The sequence below is a fragment of the Gottfriedia acidiceleris genome, from assembly GCF_023115465.1.
GTDB lineage: Bacteria > Bacillota > Bacilli > Bacillales > Bacillaceae_G > Gottfriedia > Gottfriedia acidiceleris_B.
On the sequence record NZ_CP096034.1, the window covers coordinates 4,534,241 to 4,551,477 of the forward strand.

Here is a 17,237-nt window from a genome sequence, read left to right on the forward strand (position 1 = left end):
ACTCCTTTAAAAATAATATTTTAACCATAATTTAATAATATTATGTATAAATTTTACTAGTTAGCTATAAAATACATATCTTTCATTATAAACAAAACTAAGTTAAATATGCTAGCACCTTGTCTATATTTTTCAATATTAGATTATTTTTTTGCGAAAATAGTAAAATGAGCGTCTAAAAGACGCCCATTCTACCTAACCCAAGTAACATGCCCCTTTTGCTGCCTTAAAACAGGACAATCGGCTTTTTACAATTCTTTTTACATATTTCTACGGTATTGTCCGCCTACTTCATATAATGCTTGAGTGATTTGTCCTAAACTAGCAACGCGAACAGTATTCATTAGCTCTTCGAATAAATTGCCATTCTGACGGGCAACTTGTTTTAATTGTTCTAGAGCAACTTGTGCTTCTGATTTATGTTTCACTTGGAATTGTTCTACATGATCAATTTGCGATTGTTTTTCTTCGTAGCTTGATCTAGCGATTTCCATTGTATTGATTGATTCCATTTGTTCGTTAGGATTGATGTAAGAGTTTACTCCTATAATTGGAAGTTCACCATTATGTTTAAGTGTTTCATAATAAAGTGACTCTTCTTGAATTTTGCCACGTTGATATTGAAGCTCCATCGCACCTAATACGCCACCACGATCACTGATTCTCTCAAACTCTTTTAAGACTGCTTCTTCTACTAAGTCTGTTAGTTGCTCAATGATAAATGATCCTTGGATTGGATTTTCATTCTTCGATAGACCATTTTCTTTTTGAATAATAAGCTGAATCGCCATTGCTCGACGTACAGATTCCTCCGTAGGAGTTGTAACAGCTTCATCATATGCATTTGTATGAAGTGAATTACAGTTATCATATAAAGCCAGTAACGCTTGTAACGTAGTACGAATATCATTAAATGCCATCTCTTGAGCATGTAATGAGCGACCTGATGTTTGAACATGGTATTTAAGTTTTTGGCTACGTTCAGATGCACCATATTTTTCTTTCATAGTAACAGCCCAAATTCTTCTCGCTACACGTCCTATTACGGAGTACTCAGCATCAAGTCCATTACTAAAGAAGAACGATAAATTATGGGCAAAATCATCAATTTTCATGCCTCGACTTAAATAATATTCAACGTAAGTGAATCCGTTAGATAAAGTGAATGCAAGTTGTGAAATCGGATTTGCTCCGGCTTCAGCAATATGGTATCCAGAAATTGAAACTGAATAATAATTACGAACATTATTATCAATAAAATACTGCTGAATATCGCCCATCATTTTTAAAGCGAATTCTGTTGAGAAAATACATGTATTTTGCCCTTGATCCTCTTTTAAAATATCAGCTTGAACAGTACCACGAACTTTTTGTAAAGTTATTCGCTTTATTTCAGTAAATTCTTCAACTGTTAAAATACGGCCTAATTCTTTTTCTTTGATTTCAACTTGTTGATGGATAGCAGTATTTAAGAACATAGCTAAAATAATTGGTGCTGGACCATTAATTGTCATAGAAACAGATGTTGAAGGACTACATAAATCAAAACCATTGTAAAGCTCAATCATATTTTCTAAAGTACATACATTAACTCCACTCTCACCTATTTTCCCAAAAATATCAGGACGGATTGCTGGGTCTTCTCCGTATAGAGTTACTGAATCAAATGCTGTACTTAAACGTTTAGCTGGGTCATTCTCACATAAATAGTGGAATCGTTTATTCGTTCTGCTTGGAGGTCCCTCACCAGCAAATTGTCTCTTCGGATCTTCATCTTGACGCTTGAATGGGAATACTCCAGCTGTAAACGGGAAATATCCAGGTACGTTTTCCTTCGCAACCCATCTTAATAAATCTCCATAATCTCGATAGGTAGGTACAGATACTTTCGGTATTTTTGTACCCGATAAAGTTGTAGTTGTTAACTCAACTTTAATTTCTTTATCTCTAATTTTTTGAATTAGTTGATCTTGTGAATAAGCTTCTTTAATCAATTTAAAATGATTTAGAGCTTGTTTTGTAGATGGAGCAAGAGATTCTTCAAATTTATTTTTCAAATCTACTAATGTATGCTTTGCATCTTCAATATTTTGTGACTCTATTTCAGACAATGTTCCTTCAATTTGATAAAGCTTTGAAGCTTTTGCTGCCTCAATTTCAGTATTTTCGTGATAGTTTCTTACCGTTTCTGCAATTTCTCTTAAATAAAAACGACGATTACTTGGAATAATGACATGTTGTTTCTCAACATTCCCCGGCTTAATATATGTCGTGGTCCACTCATTTGTAGTGTGTTTTTCAATTGATTTTGTTAAAGCTAAAAATAAATTATTAGTTCCTGCATCGTTGAACTGACTTGCTATTGTTCCGTATACAGGCATTGTAGCGATATCATCATGGAAAAGATGGCGACTACGTTGATATTGTTTTTGAACAAGACGTAATGCATCTTCTGATCCTTGACGTTCAAATTTATTAATTGCAATCAAATCTGCAAAGTCAATCATATCAATTTTTTCTAATTGAGAAGGTGCTCCAAATTCACTTGTCATAACATACAGATGAATATCACTGTACTGAGTAATTGCAGCATCACCTTGACCGATACCACTTGTCTCAACAAAAATAACGTCAAAATCAGCTGATTTTAAGATTGAAATAGTATCCTCTAATGCATTTGAGATTTCAGATTGACTATCTCGAGTAGCTAAACTTCGCATATACACATTTGGATGGTGAATTGAATTCATTCGAATACGATCACCTAATAGTGCCCCACCTGTTTTACGTTTTGTTGGATCAATTGAAACAATACCAATTGTTTTTTCTGGAAACTCTTGAATAAAACGGCGTACTAGCTCATCTGTTAATGAACTCTTACCCGCTCCACCAGTACCTGTCATACCAATTACTACACTTTTACTAGTTTCTGATTTTTCTAATGTTGCGGCCATCTCTAAGCTTGAATCTAGAGATCCTTTATTTTCAGCTAAAGTAATAAATCTAGCAATTTCTTTATGATTTGTAGCAGATAGTTTTTGAACGTTTTCTAAGTCCTTCAAAGGTGGAAGAAAATCTGTGCTTTGTAACATATGATTAATCATTCCTTGAAGTCCCATTATACGGCCATCTTCAGGAGAATAGATTTTAGTGATTCCGTATTCTTCTAATTCCTCTTGTTCTTTAGGCAAAATTACGCCACCGCCACCACCAAATAGCTTAATGTGAGAAGCGCCTCTTTCTTGAAGCAAGTCGTACATATATTTAAAGTACTCCATATGTCCACCTTGGTAGGAAGAAATTGAAATACCTTGTACATCCTCTTGAATTGCTGCGTTAATAATTTCTTCAACAGAGCGGTTATGCCCTAAATGAATAACTTCAACACCATTTTCTTGCAATAATCTTCTAATCATATTGATTGACACGTCATGGCCATCAAATAAGCTTGATGCAGTAACGAAACGAATCTTGTGCTTAGCTTGATACTTTTCTACCATACTAATCATCCCCCAGAATTATAATTGCCTTTTTTTGTAAAAGAAAACTTGGTAAAGGGCTATCCATATTCCTTGTACCAAGTTATCCTAATCATTCGTAATGCTAAAGAAGAATAAATATTCTTTTTTATAGCATTCTTGAGATTACTAGTTTTTGAATTTCTTGTGTTCCTTCATAGATTTGAGTGATTTTAGCATCTCGCATAAAGCGTTCTACCGGATAATCCTTCGTATATCCATAGCCACCGAAAACTTGTACTGCCTCTGTTGTAACTTTCATCGCAGTATCTCCTGCAAGTAATTTAGACATAGCAGATTCCTTACCATATGGAAGTCCATTAGATTCTAACCATGCAGCTTGATAAGTTAATAGACGAGAAGCTTCGATACTTGTAGCCATATCTGCAAGTTTAAATGAGACACCTTGTTGAGCAATAATTGGTTTACCAAATTGAACACGCTCTTTAGCATAATCAACTGACGCATCTAAAGCACCTTGTGCAATACCAACTGCTTGAGCAGCGATTCCATTTCTACCACCATCAAGAGTTTGCATCGCAACTTTAAATCCTTTACCTTCTTCACCTAATAGGTTTTCAGCTGGGATACGGCATTCTTCAAAAATAATTTCAGTTGTTGGCGATGAACGAATACCTAATTTACTTTCTTTCTTACCAACTGAAAAACCTGGTGTATCACTTTCAACGATAAATGCAGAAACTCCGTGTTTATTTGTAGGATCAGTCACGGCAAATACTACGTAAATTTCCGCTTCTCCACCATTAGTAATAAATATTTTTGAACCATTTAATATATATTCATTTCCTTCTTTTCTAGCAGTCGTTCTCATACCACCAGCATCTGACCCAGACCCTGGTTCAGTTAATCCATAAGCACCGATTTTTGTTCCTTGTGCTAACGGTTTTAAGAATTTTTGTTTTTGTTCTTCAGTACCAAATTTAAATATCGGCCAACTAGCTAATGAAGTGTGAGCTGATAAAGTTACACCCGTTGAAGCGCAAACTCTAGAAAGCTCTTCAACCGCGATAACGTAAGCTAAATAATCGCTACCGATTCCACCATATTCCTCTGGGAATGGAATACCTGTTAATCCCAACTCAGCCATTTGATCAAAAATTGAACGGTCAAATTTTTCATGCTCATCACGCTCAGCAGCTGACGGAGCAACCTCATTTCTAGCAAAATCTCTTACCATTTTACGAATCATTTCATGTTCTTCACTTAAACGAAATTGCATAGATCATTTCCCCCGATTTTTGCTAGGACAAGGATCACAGTCAAATAAGAGGTTTTAATTAAAGATAATTATTTTATATCCTATTCCCCTTAACTTAATTGCTCCCTTATCACTGCCATGTTGTTTTTGTCGATTTTTGTAAGCGTTAACAAAAAATTTTGTACTTTAACTAAAAAGATAGTCTACTTCGTATATTATTAGACAAAAATCTGAAAATTCCTGTTATTTTTTGTAGAAAAATTTTTACGTCTATAAGGAAGGAAAAACAAGGTCAAGTTAATAGGCAAAAATAGAAAAGCAAAAAAAATAACAGCTTAAGGTAGGCAGTACTTGGACAGAAGGAAATATTCCCTCTATACCATTCCTGCTCTTCCCATACCCTGCTATTTTTGCTTTTCTTCTTATCGCACCTCTACTAAGACTGCGTCTCCTTGACCACCGCCGCTGCAGATTGCAGCAATACCTAAGCCGCCACCTCTTGCTTTAAGTGCATTAATTAATGAAACGATGATTCTTGCACCGCTTGCTCCAATTGGATGTCCTAGAGCAATAGCTCCACCATTTACATTTATTTTTTCTAAAGGTATATCTGCAATTTTCGAACTTGCTAAAACGACTGCTGCGAATGCTTCGTTAATTTCAAATAAATCAATATCTGAAATCTTTTTATTTGTTTTTTGTAATAATTTTTGAATGACATACCCCGGAGTTCTTGGGAAGTCCTTAGCTTCTACAGCCATTGATTCTGTTGCAACAATTGTAGCTAATGGTAGATAGCCATTTAATTTTGCATCTTCCTCACTCATTAATAAAAGAGCTGCAGCACCGTCATTTAGTCCAGGAGCATTTCCAGCTGTGATTGTTCCATCACGATCAAATGCTGGCGATAGCTTAGCTAATTTTTCAATAGTAGTATCCTCTCTTGGACACTCATCTACTTCAATTTTTGTTACGACTCCTTTTTTGCCAACCGACTCAATCGTTACGATTTCTTCTTTAAATTTCCCTGTTTTAATCGATTCAACTGCAAGTTGATGACTACGAAGTGCCCACTCATCTTGTTGCTCACGAGATATGTTTTCGATTTTAGCAACTTCACTTCCATATGTACCCATATGAACGCCAGTAAATGAACAAGTTAAACCATCCACTAGAAGACCATCTTTTAACTCTGTATTCCCCATTTTATTTCCCCATCTTAATGAGGTTTGATAAAAAGGTGTATTACTCATAGATTCCATTCCGCCTGCAACTATACGGTTACTTTCACCAGATCGAATCAATAAATCAGAAAGCATAACACTACGCATACCAGATGCGCACACTTTATTTATTGTTTCTGATCTAGTTTCCCAAGGTAATCCTGCATTACGAAGTGCCTGTCTTGAAGGTAATTGTCCTTGGCCACCTTGTAAAACAGTTCCCATTATTACATCATCGATTGTTTCTAACGGATGGTTAACACGGCTCAAAGTTTCTTTAATAGCAAAACCACCTAATTGGGCAGCACTAAAGCCCTTTAATGCGCCTCCAAAACGGCCTAAAGGTGTACGAACTGCACTTACTATAACTGTTTTAGTCATCCCACTTTCCCCCTAAAAATTTTATCTATTTCTCCTTTATAATAAGATCCTATAATTAATCAATTCACTAAATAAAAGGCAGTTTAAAACGTTGCCAGGCAGTCTGAAAGGTGTACAAGTTGCACACCTTTCATTGCTATTTTATGAAGATTGAAAAGTTATAGAACTTTTATGAAGCTTGGTTTTGTTTATCACCAAAAATTGATAACTCTAAAAGCTCTGCTATATCTAGTGTTTTCACATTTTCTTCGACCTCTTTTGCTTTTGTTCCATCTGATAGCATTGTTAAGCAATAAGGACAACCTGTTCCAATTACATTTGGACTAACTGCAAGTGCTTGTTCAGTACGTGTTACATTAATACGATTACCAACATGCTCTTCCATCCACATTAATCCTCCGCCCGCTCCACAGCACATACCTGTTTCACGTTTACGCTCCATTTCAACCAGTTTGACACCAGGTATTGCACGAAGTATATCCCTAGGAGCTTCATAAACTTCATTGTATCGACCTAAATAGCATGAATCATGGTAAGTAATCACTTCATTTACTTGATGAACCGGCTTTAACTTACCTTCTTTAACCAGTTGAGATAATAATTCTGTATGATGATAAACTTCTATTGATAAACCAAAATCAGGATATTCATTTTTAAATGTGTTATAAGCATGCGGATCAATTGTTACTAATTTGCTGACTCCCGCTTTTTCAATTTCAGCGATATTATTACTTGCTAACTCTTGGAATAAGAATTCTTGACCTAATCGTCTAGGTGTATCGCCAGAATTTTTCTCCTTATTTCCTAAAATTGCAAACTTAATTCCAGCTTCATTCATTAGTTTCGCAAATGCTAATGCTATTTTTTGGCTACGGTTATCATATGAACCCATTGCACCAACCCAGAATAAGTACTCAATTTCTTCTCCAGCTTTCTGAGCTTCTTTTACTGTAGGGATATGGATACTTTCATCAAGTTCTCTCCAGTTTTCACGATCTTTACGATTTAATCCCCATGGGTTTCCTTGACGTTCGATATTTGTCATTGCACGTTGAGCATCAGGTTGCATCTTACCTTCTGTTAAAACTAAATAACGACGTAAATCAATTACTTTTTCAACATGCTCATTCATTACTGGACATTGATCTTCACAGTTACGACAAGTTGTACATGCCCAAATCTCTTCTTCAGTAATTACGTCACCAATTAAACTTGGACTATATTCCAATGTTGCTGCTGATTCTTGTTTTCCTTGTGATGCAAATGCTAATTGATTTCCTTTTGTTTTAGAAAAGGCAACTGTTGGAACCCAAGGTGCACGGGACGTTACAACAGCCCCTGTTTCAGTTAAATGGTCACGAAGTTTTAAAATTAAATCCATCGGTGACAGCATTTTTCCAGTTGCAGTAGCTGGACATACATTAGTACAACGACCACATTCAACACAAGCATATAAGTCAATTAACTGTGATTGACGGAAGTCGCTAATTTTCCCAACACCAAATGTCTCTTGTGTCTCATCTTCAAAATCTATTTTTTCTAATTTTCCTGCTTTCGTTAAACGATTAAAATAAACGTTCGCTGGACCAGCAAGTAAATGTGCGTGTTTTGATTGAGGTACATATACTAAGAACGTTAAAAGTGAAATTAAGTGAGTCCACCAAGCAACATAAAATAATGAAATTGATAAAGGCTTACTAATTCCGTTAAAAATTGTTGCAATTAATGATGCAATTGGTTCGTGAAAGCTCGTTGCTTCACCATGCCAAATGATTCCCATACCATTACCAAATAGTGTTGATAGCATTAATAAACCAATAAAAATAAGAACTAAACCGCTTTTCCAACCTCTTTTTAGTCGAACTAACTTTTCAATATATCGTCGATGGAAGGCCCACACAACTGCCACCAATATTAGTAGCGCAATGATTTCTTCAAAAAATGTAAATGCACCATACAAAGGTCCAAGAGGTAAATGAGCGCTAGGAACAAGACCTCTTATAATAAAATCTAAAGCCCCTGCTTGAACTAAAATGAATCCATAAAAGAATAACAAATGAATAAATCCACTTTTCTTATCCTTCAATAGCTTTTTTTGTCCAAAAACATTGACCCAAATTTTTCGGAAACGTTCTTTCAAATTTCTTTCAAATTCTTCTTTTTTACCTAATTTGATGTAGGCAAGTCTTGTTTGAATCAGGTAAATGAATAAATAAATTGCATAAACTGTAATTGCCACAAACCCTAGTGCGTTCAAATACAAAAGTGCATGATTCATGATGTATTCCTCCCCCAATTTTCCCGGCTATAAAGAAAACGCTTACTGTTTAAAAATTTATAACCATAATAATATTCAGAAAATATATAATTTAATTATATTATGAATGACTATTCAGTCAAATACTTTTTCATATTAAATTAGCTCTTTTTCATATTCTTCAATGGATATGGTCATACTATCAACACGTAAAAGGTAAAGGAGTTTAATTATATGATTCTTTGTATTTGCTTAATTGCTCTACTCTTTCTTATACTCCTTGCTAGCTTAGATCTTTATTTTGGCTATAAAGCCTTTCATAAATATGATAAAACTTGTCCATTTAAAAAAAGAAATAGTGAAACAATGTTAATAACAGATGGTAATGATTTGTACAAGCATCTTCTAGACGACATAACAGAAGCAAGTAGTAGCATTTCTATGCTTTTTTATATTGTTCGAAATGATGATACATCCGAAAAATTTTTATCATTACTTGAAAAAAAAGCTCAGCAAGGATTACAGGTACGCCTTCTTGTTGATTGGATTGGAAGCTTTAGGCTTAAGCGTAAAAGAATAAAAAAACTAAAAGAAAATGGCGTGGAAGTACTTTTTAATCGGAGAACTGGATTTCCATATACTCTCTATCGGTTTCAACATCGTAACCATCGTAAGATTACAGTAATCGATCAAAAAACCGGTTATTTTGGTGGTTTTAATATTGGCAAAGAATATATTGGCTTTGATGAAGACTTAGGTTATTGGAGAGACTATCATATTCGAATGACAGGTGAAGGTGTAAAAGATTTACACATTCAATTTTTAATAGACTGGGTTAGAAGTGGCGGAGAATCCTTTACGTTAATTAATGATGATGAATTAGCAAAAGGAAAAATCGAGCATCACTTCTATTCCTCAGACTTTGTACGCATTGAGAACCTATATAAAGATTTAATAGATCAAGCAAAAAAACATATTTACATCGGTACACCTTATTTTATTCCAACAAAAAAATTGATGAACTCACTTCTTGCCGCTCTTAAACGAGGCGTCCGCATAAGTGTAATGATCCCAGAAAAAGAAGACCACAGACTAGTTAAAGAAGCGAGTTTTCCACATCTCCTTTTAATTTTAGAAGGTGGCGGGGAAGTTTTTCATTATCAGAAAGGGTTCTTTCATGCCAAAGTACTTCTCATCGATGATCATTTCTGTGATGTAGGATCCGTTAACTTTGATCGTAGAAGTCTTTGCATAAATGATGAATGGAGCTGCATTTTTTCAAGCGAGTCTTTCATTTTGAAGATTAAAGAAATATTTACAAAGGATTTAGAACGCTCAAAAACTTATCCTATTGGGCATTATAAAAATACAAATTTCCTATGGAAGTGTCGCAAGCTTTTATCTAAGCTTCTTTCTCCATTAATGTAGTCCTTTGTACATATACAAAAACCAAGGTAGAGGTGAACAAAATATGATTATTCGATTTGGATATGTATCACATGCATTATCGTTATATAATTGTTCACCTGCAAAAACTCTTACGTTTACACGTTATAAAGCCCTTGATCGAGACGAGCGTTTACAGAAATTAATTTATGTTACATCTCAAAATATCGAAAATACGTTTAGAGCACTTCATTATAATGTAGGACAACAAATTCCTTTATACAGAATGTCCTCTTCAATGGTCCCTTTGGCGACTCATCCAGATGTAGAATTCGATTTTATAAATATTTTTCACAAACAATTTAAAGAAATAGGCGATTTTATCAAAAAGCATGAATTAAGAGTTAGTTTTCATCCTAACCAATTCACGCTTTTTACAAGTGATAAAACTCATATTACTGATAATGCTGTGATTGATATGGAGTATCATTACAAAGTTCTTGAAGCAATGGGTATTTCAGACCATAGCGTCATTAATATACATATTGGAGGCGCGTATGGAAATAAAGAGCTCGCTATCCAACGTTTTTATGAAAATATAAAAAAGCTCCCTACTCATATAAAAAAACAAATGACATTAGAAAATGACGATAAAACGTATAATACAAGTGAAACACTAATGGTATGTAAAAACGAAGGTATTCCGCTCGTATTTGACTATCATCATCATATGGCAAATTTATGCGAAGAACCGTTAGAGAAATTATTACCCCTTATATTCTCTACTTGGGAGCATACATATTTGAAACCTAAGATTCATATTTCATCTCCGAAATCTGATAAAGAGTTTAGAGCGCATTCAGATTTAATTGACCTTGATTTTATTAAGCCCTTTTTTGACATCGTCAGATCAATTGGAAAAGATATCGATATAATGATTGAATCGAAAAAAAAGGATTTAGCTCTATTGCAATTAATGGAAGATATAGCGAAATGGAGAGGTTATAAGCGAATAAGTGGTGGTATAATCGAAGTTACTTAAGTTGAGTACCAAAGACATAACAGCAGAAAATAAAGTTGTTAAGAAAACCATTTAAAACCATTAATAGATCACCCTAAAAATGCTAATTTTATCATTATTAAATGTTCATTTAATGTCCGTTTTCTCTATTGACCATTTTATCTTTCAACACGCTGAAAACACTCAGATTATTAATCTGAGTGTTTTTCATTACCGTTTTGCCAACCATTATTGTTCTCATTCTTGTTTTGATTGTTTTTATAATCATTATTGCATCCATGGCAGTCTTCTTTATTTTCATTTCTTCGTTGGTCATTATTACTTGTTTTTAATTCGTGGTCATCTTTATAGTCATTTTTTTTTTTGTCTAGATGCTTTTCATTGTTGTTGGATTGTTTCTTTTGATTTTGATTCGATGATTCATGGTGTACATTTTGATTTTTATGATTCCATTGACGCTGCTTATTTCCCCAGTGCTGATCTTGATGTCTATTGTTCTGAACTTCTTTTGAATGACTATTATTTTTTTCTTTTTCTACTGTAGGTGACTTTAAACTAGAATTATTCTTGTAATTGGTTTCACCTTTTGTCACTTTTGTGGAATTAGATTTAAAACTTTTTTCTTGTTTATTTTGATTTAGACTTTGATTTTGAGTTTTAACCTTTGGCTGATCTAGTTCCTTAGAATTTGGGATATTAAAATGATTATTACTATCTTGAAAATCCATCAATTCATGATTTAGCTCACTTTGTTTATTTTCAAATTCTTTGCTCATCTTACCAGTTAATTTAATTGCTTCATCTGGTTCAATTACTTTAGATTTTTCCATTTCATCAACTAAATCATCCATAACTAAATTTAGGGGTTCATTTTTCCAGTTATCCATTTTGTCGATTACTTGTTTTCCTTGTTCATTATGACCTTTTAATGCAATGACCTTTAACTGTTTGTCCAATATTAAAGATACCTTTGCTTGTGAGTCAAATGTAACCTTTCCTGCTGCCAATGCTTCATTGTTGTTGAAATTTACAAATATAAAAGAAATAAGAATTAATCCACTCGCAATTATGACAGGTATCAATTTAGGTATGCTCAATTTCATTTTTTTATTTAAAATGATTGCATTGTTGGGGAACTGAATTTCTTCACCGATCGAATAGGATGATAATAATTTTTTACACTTTAAGTATTCTCCGTTAGCTGTTAGTACAACTACAGAAGAATGATTAACTTTTAATACAATACCATTATTCATCTTCAGTTCCCCCTTTTTAAATAGTTTTTTAAATAAATATACTCATTGACGCTAATGATACTCATGGCAATTATATACTTTCTATGTTTTTCTAGCGATTTTCGACTTATATTAGCTTTAGTTTCTAGTTCTTTCATCGGTAATTTTTTCTTTTTATATAGAAAAGTTAACATTTCTTCATCAGAAGTAACAAGGTCTACAACTGAAAAAATATGTTCTCTTGTATCTTCATGTTTAGGTGAAACCTCTACTAATGTTTCTAATGAAATTCCAAATTGTTTAAGCATCTCAGTGAAATGAATAATTTCTTCTTTACGATTTATTTCATCAAAGTTTTTTATATAAGAGCTATACACATGGTCATCATACTGTTTATGTATATCATCTGAATCAGTTTGTTCTGAGGTCAACGATTGGTATTTAGATTCCTTGCGAAAGAAATCGATTAATTCTCGTTTAATGATCAATTTAGCAAAAGATAGAAATGAAGCACCTTTTTTATATGAATATAGTTTAATAGCTTCATGAAATGCATTTAAACCGATACTAAATTCATCTTCTTGATTTGTAATATATCTTCCACAAATAGTGGAAACAGTTTTGTTTATAAAGGGAGTATATTGAACTATAAAATCATCTAGTTCTTTTGATGAAGACTGTTGTATTGTTAATACAATATCTTCAATTTTTTCTTTTCTTTTATAAAGTGTCTGAAAAATTGTAAGTAACAAGACCCGATCTCCTTTCAAAAGAGGATTGCTTAGCCATTTAAACTTAAAGGCGCCTCCACTCATTATATAATCAAATGAATGTATGAGGCACCATTTTAATTTAAACAGTTAAACTTAAGCATATCGCATCTTATGAAATGTTTCATATGATTTTATTGAAAGGTTAATGGAAATAATTACTTATTATTTTTACCATGTCCATTTCCATGGTTTACACCTTGGTTATTTGAATTCTCGTTCTTTTTCCACTCTTGCTTTTCATTTCCCTTATGGTTTCCACGATTTTCATGTTCACCTTGATTTCTATGGTTTGTACCATTTTCGTGCTTTACTACGTGTTTTTCTTCATGCTTTACTACATGTTTTTCTTCTTTTTCAACTTTTACTTTTTTAACTTTAACCGGTTTTACTTCTTTTGACTTATGTTCAGGTTTTTGATGTTCTTCCTTAGGCTCTACTGTTACTGGTTTTGTAGCAACTTCAGTAGCGCCATCTTTGTCATCATTTTCACCTTGATCATCTTCATTAACATTTTTCACGTCTGTGTCATTTACGTCTTCAATTTTAGTGATTGTTGTAATAACTTCTGGAGTAGCTGACTGATCAGTAGTTGAATCAGGATATTGAACTGTAATAACTGGTTTTAAAGCAGTTGAATCCTGTTCTGTATGCTTTAAGATTTTCTCTAATCTATCAGAAATTTTGTTAAAGCTCTTTTCAATATTTTTAGCAATCGCAGCTTTTGCTTTTGGATTTTTAACTTGATCTAAAACATTCGCTAAAACAAGTAAATTGTTATTTAAATGGTGTTGAATTTTTGCAATTTCTTTTTGCTCTTTTGTTAATTTTTGTTTTTCATGCTTGTCTGTTTCAACTTTATCTTGATCTTCTTTTTCAGTTTCTTGTTTGTCTGTTTCAGCTTTATCTTGATCTTCTTTTTCAGTTTCTTGTTTGTCTGTTTCGGCTTTATCTTGATCTTCTTTTTCAGTTTCTTGTTTGTCTGTTTCGGCTTTATCTTGATCTTCTTTTTCAGTTTCTTGTTTGTCAGTCTCAACTTTTTCAGTGTCTTCTTTTTCTACTTCAGTTGAATCTCCTGCTGGTTTCGTAGTTACAGTATCTTCTGTTGTTGTTTCTGAAGTCGTTGGCTCAGTAACAGTTGGAAGTTTACCATCCAGTTGGCCTTGAGCAGTGTCCATTTGACTAATAGCTTCTTTTAATGTTTCTTTTGCTAAATCTTCTTTGCCTTCTTTAATTAATTCTCTTGCTTCATGAATGCGCTCTTGTGCAAATTGTGCTAAAAGTTCTGCTTCTTTAACTTTGTCTGTTGTTAGTAAAAGTTGAATTTTTTCTACTGTTGTTTTTACAAAATAGAAGAAATCGCCTTTAACTAATGCAGGTGCTTCTTCCTTTTGGTCAGTTGGTGAAACTGTATCATTTTCAGCAGCAAGTACTGAACTAGAGAATCCTAACTGAGATAATAATAGTGCTGTAGCAGTCGTATGTACTAATAACTTTTTCATTAATTTTTTCCCCTTTGTAAAAGATTTCTTAAATTATTCTCACTATAACTATTCGTAGAAACTTTCATTTTTTAGGGGGTCGTTTTAAAAAAATTTTAAAAAATTAATAAAAAAATGGTGAAACTTGTTTTTTTTCCCTATTTACCGACAAAGTTGCACAAAATAACTTACTAAAAAAATACAAAATAATACTTTGGAAATTTGATTAAGTAAACAAAAAAGTACCATACCCTTAATCAGGGCATGATACTTTTAATTTACTATTTACATTTTTTCTGGTGCAGAAACTCCCACTAAAGCTAATGCATTTTGTAACGTAACTTGAACTGCCTTCATTAAAGCTAGTCTAGCTTTTGACTTTTCAACATTTTCAGCATCTAATACTTTTTCTGCGTTATAGAAGCTGTGGAATGTACCAGCTAATTCAAACACATAGTTTGTAATATGATGCGGAGTACGTTTTGAAGCAGCTAATGAAACCGTTGCTGGGAATTCTCCTAATTTCTTTAATAACTCATATTCTTTTTCAGACGAAACAAGGCTGTAATCAGCTTCTCCATTGTAAACAATACCCATTTCTTCTCCTTGACGAAGAATACTACAAACACGAGCGTGAGCATATTGTGAATAATACACTGGGTTTTCATTTGATGTAGAAACAGCTAAGTCCATATCAAAGTCTAAATGAGAATCACAACCACGCATTGCAAAGAAATAACGAGTTGCATCAGTACCTACTTCTTCCATTAAATCTCGTAACGTTACAGCTTTACCTGTACGTTTACTCATTTTAACTTTTTCACCATCTTGATATAACTGAACCATTTGGATAATTTCTACTTCAAGCGTATCAGCATTATATCCTAATGCTTGAATTGCTGCTTTCATTCGAGGAATATATCCGTGATGGTCAGCCCCAAGAATATCAATTAATTTATCTGCACCACGACTAAGCTTGTCTCGGTGGTAAGCGATATCCGGAGTTAAATAAGTATAAGTGCCATCGCTTTTTATTAGTACACGGTTTTTGTCATCACCATATGTTGTAGAACGGAACCAAGTTGCTCCTTCTTCTTCATATGTTTCACCACGTTGTTTTAAATCATCAAGAGCCTCTAAAACTTTGCCATTTTGATATAATGAAGTTTCTGAATACCATACATCAAATTCTACTCTGAAATTACGTAGGTCTCGTTGTAGTTTTTCCATTTCTAATTTTAACCCGTACTCACGGAAGAACTTGTAACGAGTCTCTTCTGGTTCATTCACATAACGGTCACCGAATTCAGCAGCTAAAGTTTTACCGATCTCAATAATGTCTGAGCCATGATAGCCATCTGCTGGCATTTCTTTATCCATTCCAAGTGCTTGCATATATCGAGCTTCTACCGAAAATGTTAAATTATTAATTTGGTTTCCAGCATCATTAATATAATATTCGCGAGTTACTTCATAACCTGCTTTATCTAAAATATTACATAATGAATCTCCAAATGCAGCTCCACGAGCATGACCTAAATGTAAATCTCCAGTCGGATTTGCCGAAACAAACTCAACTAAAATCTTTTCACCGTTACCAAAGTTTGTTTGGCCATATTCATTTCCCGATTTAATAATCATTGGAATTAAATCAGTAAGGTAACTATTATCCATATAAAAATTGATGAAACCTGGTCCAGCAATTTCTACTTTCTTAATGCTTGCTTTACTTTGATCAAAAGAATTAATTAATTCCTCTGCAATCATTCTAGGAGCCTTTTTAGCTACACGTGCTAATTGCATTGCCATATTTGTTGAAAAATCTCCGTGCGTTTTATCTTTAGGTGATTCTAATACGACTTGTGGTAATTGTTCCTCCGTTGCTAAACCTGCCTTTAATACCGCCGCTTCGATTTCATTTTTCAAACGACTTTTTACTTGTTCTAATGTATTCATATCGTTGCCTCCTTAATTGATACTGTAATGTTATATGACCCAGCATTTTCATCTCCTACGAATAACTTATATCCTAATTGAAGTACTCCTTTTAAAGGTCCTTCAGATACTAGAAATTGTAGTTTTTTTGTATATGCCTTAGTTTGAAATACTCCTAATTCATTTGAGAAAGTACCTTCTGTTGTTTCATTTACTCTGTATTGATGACGCATCATAACTCCGCCATTACGAATAATTGTTACTTCCCCTTTACCTATTTTCATAGTAGCCTTTACTTTTCGGTCCTCGTGATTTTCATCAAATAATAAATAAGAAACATCATCTTTTTTATAGTATAAGCCATTTGCTTGAAAACTGATTTTATCACGCCCGTGCGGATCTTTTATCAAAGTCTCAAAGTCAATTGAGACAGGTATGCCTTGTTGTCCTTTCACTTTTACACGTCCTTTTCTCCCCATGAACGTAACGAATCACATCCAAAAATCATCTTTTCCCATTTTAGCATAATCTAATTAAAAAAATAAAATAGGTAACAAAAAAATTGTGAAAAATATTCATTAAAGTGAACGAAATAATATGGCTATCTAAAAATTAAGGTACTTTCTTATTTCAATAGGACTTTCTTAACATAATATCCGTAGCTTCGTTCAATGATGAATTTCATCCATAAAATATGTGTGAACGGTTTAATGAGAGTTTTTTTCGATAAAATAGGTCATTTTCAATAACAATAATCGGCCATATTTATTTCGACTGACTAAAACTAAAAATGCCGGAACTATTACTCATT

11 protein-coding genes are annotated in these 17,237 nt (G+C 33.4%); 2 read left to right on the forward strand and 9 right to left on the reverse strand.

Annotated features, from left to right (window positions below; all coding sequences use genetic code 11):
- Nucleotides 1-260: 260 nt before the first annotated feature.
- The 4 genes from icmF to MY490_RS21390 all read right to left on the reverse strand — a co-directional run bounded on the left by icmF (nt 261) and on the right by MY490_RS21390 (nt 8,619).
- Nucleotides 261-3,500 (reverse strand): fused isobutyryl-CoA mutase/GTPase IcmF, encoded by a 3,240-nt coding sequence (icmF, locus tag MY490_RS21375; protein WP_248267439.1) that lies wholly within the window; start codon nt 3,498-3,500, stop codon nt 261-263.
- 127 nt (nt 3,501-3,627) lie between these two features.
- On the reverse strand, nt 3,628-4,758 hold the full coding sequence (locus MY490_RS21380) for an acyl-CoA dehydrogenase (protein WP_248267440.1): 1,131 nt from the start codon (nt 4,756-4,758) through the stop codon (nt 3,628-3,630).
- 401 nt (nt 4,759-5,159) lie between these two features.
- Nucleotides 5,160-6,341: an acetyl-CoA C-acetyltransferase gene (locus tag MY490_RS21385; protein ID WP_248267441.1), complete on the reverse strand. Its 1,182-nt coding sequence runs from the start codon at nt 6,339-6,341 to the stop codon at nt 5,160-5,162.
- Between the two features lie 169 nt (nt 6,342-6,510).
- Nucleotides 6,511-8,619: a (Fe-S)-binding protein gene (locus MY490_RS21390; RefSeq protein ID WP_248267442.1), complete on the reverse strand. Its 2,109-nt coding sequence runs from the start codon at nt 8,617-8,619 to the stop codon at nt 6,511-6,513.
- Nucleotides 8,620-8,832: 213 nt separating this feature from the next.
- Here MY490_RS21390 and cls point away from each other — a divergent pair, with 213 nt between their 5' ends.
- Both cls and uvsE read left to right on the forward strand, forming a co-directional pair.
- A complete protein-coding gene (gene cls, locus MY490_RS21395) occupies nt 8,833-10,026 on the forward strand; it encodes a cardiolipin synthase (protein WP_248267443.1) in 1,194 nt (397 codons plus the stop codon).
- 43 nt (nt 10,027-10,069) lie between these two features.
- Complete coding sequence (gene uvsE, locus MY490_RS21400; RefSeq protein ID WP_248267444.1) at nt 10,070-11,026, forward strand: UV DNA damage repair endonuclease UvsE; 957 nt, start codon at nt 10,070-10,072, stop codon at nt 11,024-11,026.
- A 170-nt stretch (nt 11,027-11,196) separates the two neighbouring features.
- Here uvsE and MY490_RS21405 read toward each other — a convergent pair whose 3' ends face one another.
- From MY490_RS21405 to MY490_RS21425, 5 genes are all read right to left on the reverse strand, one after another.
- A complete protein-coding gene (locus tag MY490_RS21405; protein WP_248267445.1) occupies nt 11,197-12,261 on the reverse strand; it encodes an anti-sigma factor domain-containing protein in 1,065 nt (354 codons plus the stop codon).
- A gap of 2 nt (nt 12,262-12,263) precedes the next feature.
- Nucleotides 12,264-12,992: an RNA polymerase sigma-I factor gene (gene sigI, locus MY490_RS21410; RefSeq protein WP_248267446.1), complete on the reverse strand. Its 729-nt coding sequence runs from the start codon at nt 12,990-12,992 to the stop codon at nt 12,264-12,266.
- A 176-nt stretch (nt 12,993-13,168) separates the two neighbouring features.
- The gene (locus MY490_RS21415) at nt 13,169-14,512 is read right to left on the reverse strand and encodes a DUF5667 domain-containing protein (protein WP_248267447.1); all 1,344 of its coding nucleotides are present in this window, start codon (nt 14,510-14,512) and stop codon (nt 13,169-13,171) included.
- A gap of 264 nt (nt 14,513-14,776) precedes the next feature.
- On the reverse strand, nt 14,777-16,447 hold the full coding sequence (gene argS / locus MY490_RS21420) for an arginine--tRNA ligase (RefSeq protein ID WP_248267448.1): 1,671 nt from the start codon (nt 16,445-16,447) through the stop codon (nt 14,777-14,779).
- Nucleotides 16,444-16,881: a YwiB family protein gene (locus tag MY490_RS21425; protein ID WP_165346951.1), complete on the reverse strand. Its 438-nt coding sequence runs from the start codon at nt 16,879-16,881 to the stop codon at nt 16,444-16,446. The genes argS and MY490_RS21425 overlap by 4 nt, the downstream gene beginning before the upstream one ends.
- Between the last annotated feature and the right edge of the window lie 356 nt (nt 16,882-17,237).

Bases quoted from the DNA above. Each gene is read 5' to 3' on its own strand.
- uvsE (WP_248267444.1), top strand. From the start codon at position 10,070: ATGATTATTCGATTTGGATATGTATCACATGCATTATCGTTATATAAT.
- MY490_RS21385 (WP_248267441.1), bottom strand. From the start codon at position 6,341: ATGACTAAAACAGTTATAGTAAGTGCAGTTCGTACACCTTTAGGCCGT.
- MY490_RS21390 (WP_248267442.1), bottom strand. From the start codon at position 8,619: ATGAATCATGCACTTTTGTATTTGAACGCACTAGGGTTTGTGGCAATT.
- icmF (WP_248267439.1), bottom strand. From the start codon at position 3,500: ATGGTAGAAAAGTATCAAGCTAAGCACAAGATTCGTTTCGTTACTGCA.
- MY490_RS21405 (WP_248267445.1), bottom strand. From the start codon at position 12,261: ATGAATAATGGTATTGTATTAAAAGTTAATCATTCTTCTGTAGTTGTA.
- argS (WP_248267448.1), bottom strand. From the start codon at position 16,447: ATGAATACATTAGAACAAGTAAAAAGTCGTTTGAAAAATGAAATCGAA.
- cls (WP_248267443.1), top strand. From the start codon at position 8,833: ATGATTCTTTGTATTTGCTTAATTGCTCTACTCTTTCTTATACTCCTT.
- MY490_RS21415 (WP_248267447.1), bottom strand. From the start codon at position 14,512: ATGAAAAAGTTATTAGTACATACGACTGCTACAGCACTATTATTATCT.
- MY490_RS21380 (WP_248267440.1), bottom strand. From the start codon at position 4,758: ATGCAATTTCGTTTAAGTGAAGAACATGAAATGATTCGTAAAATGGTA.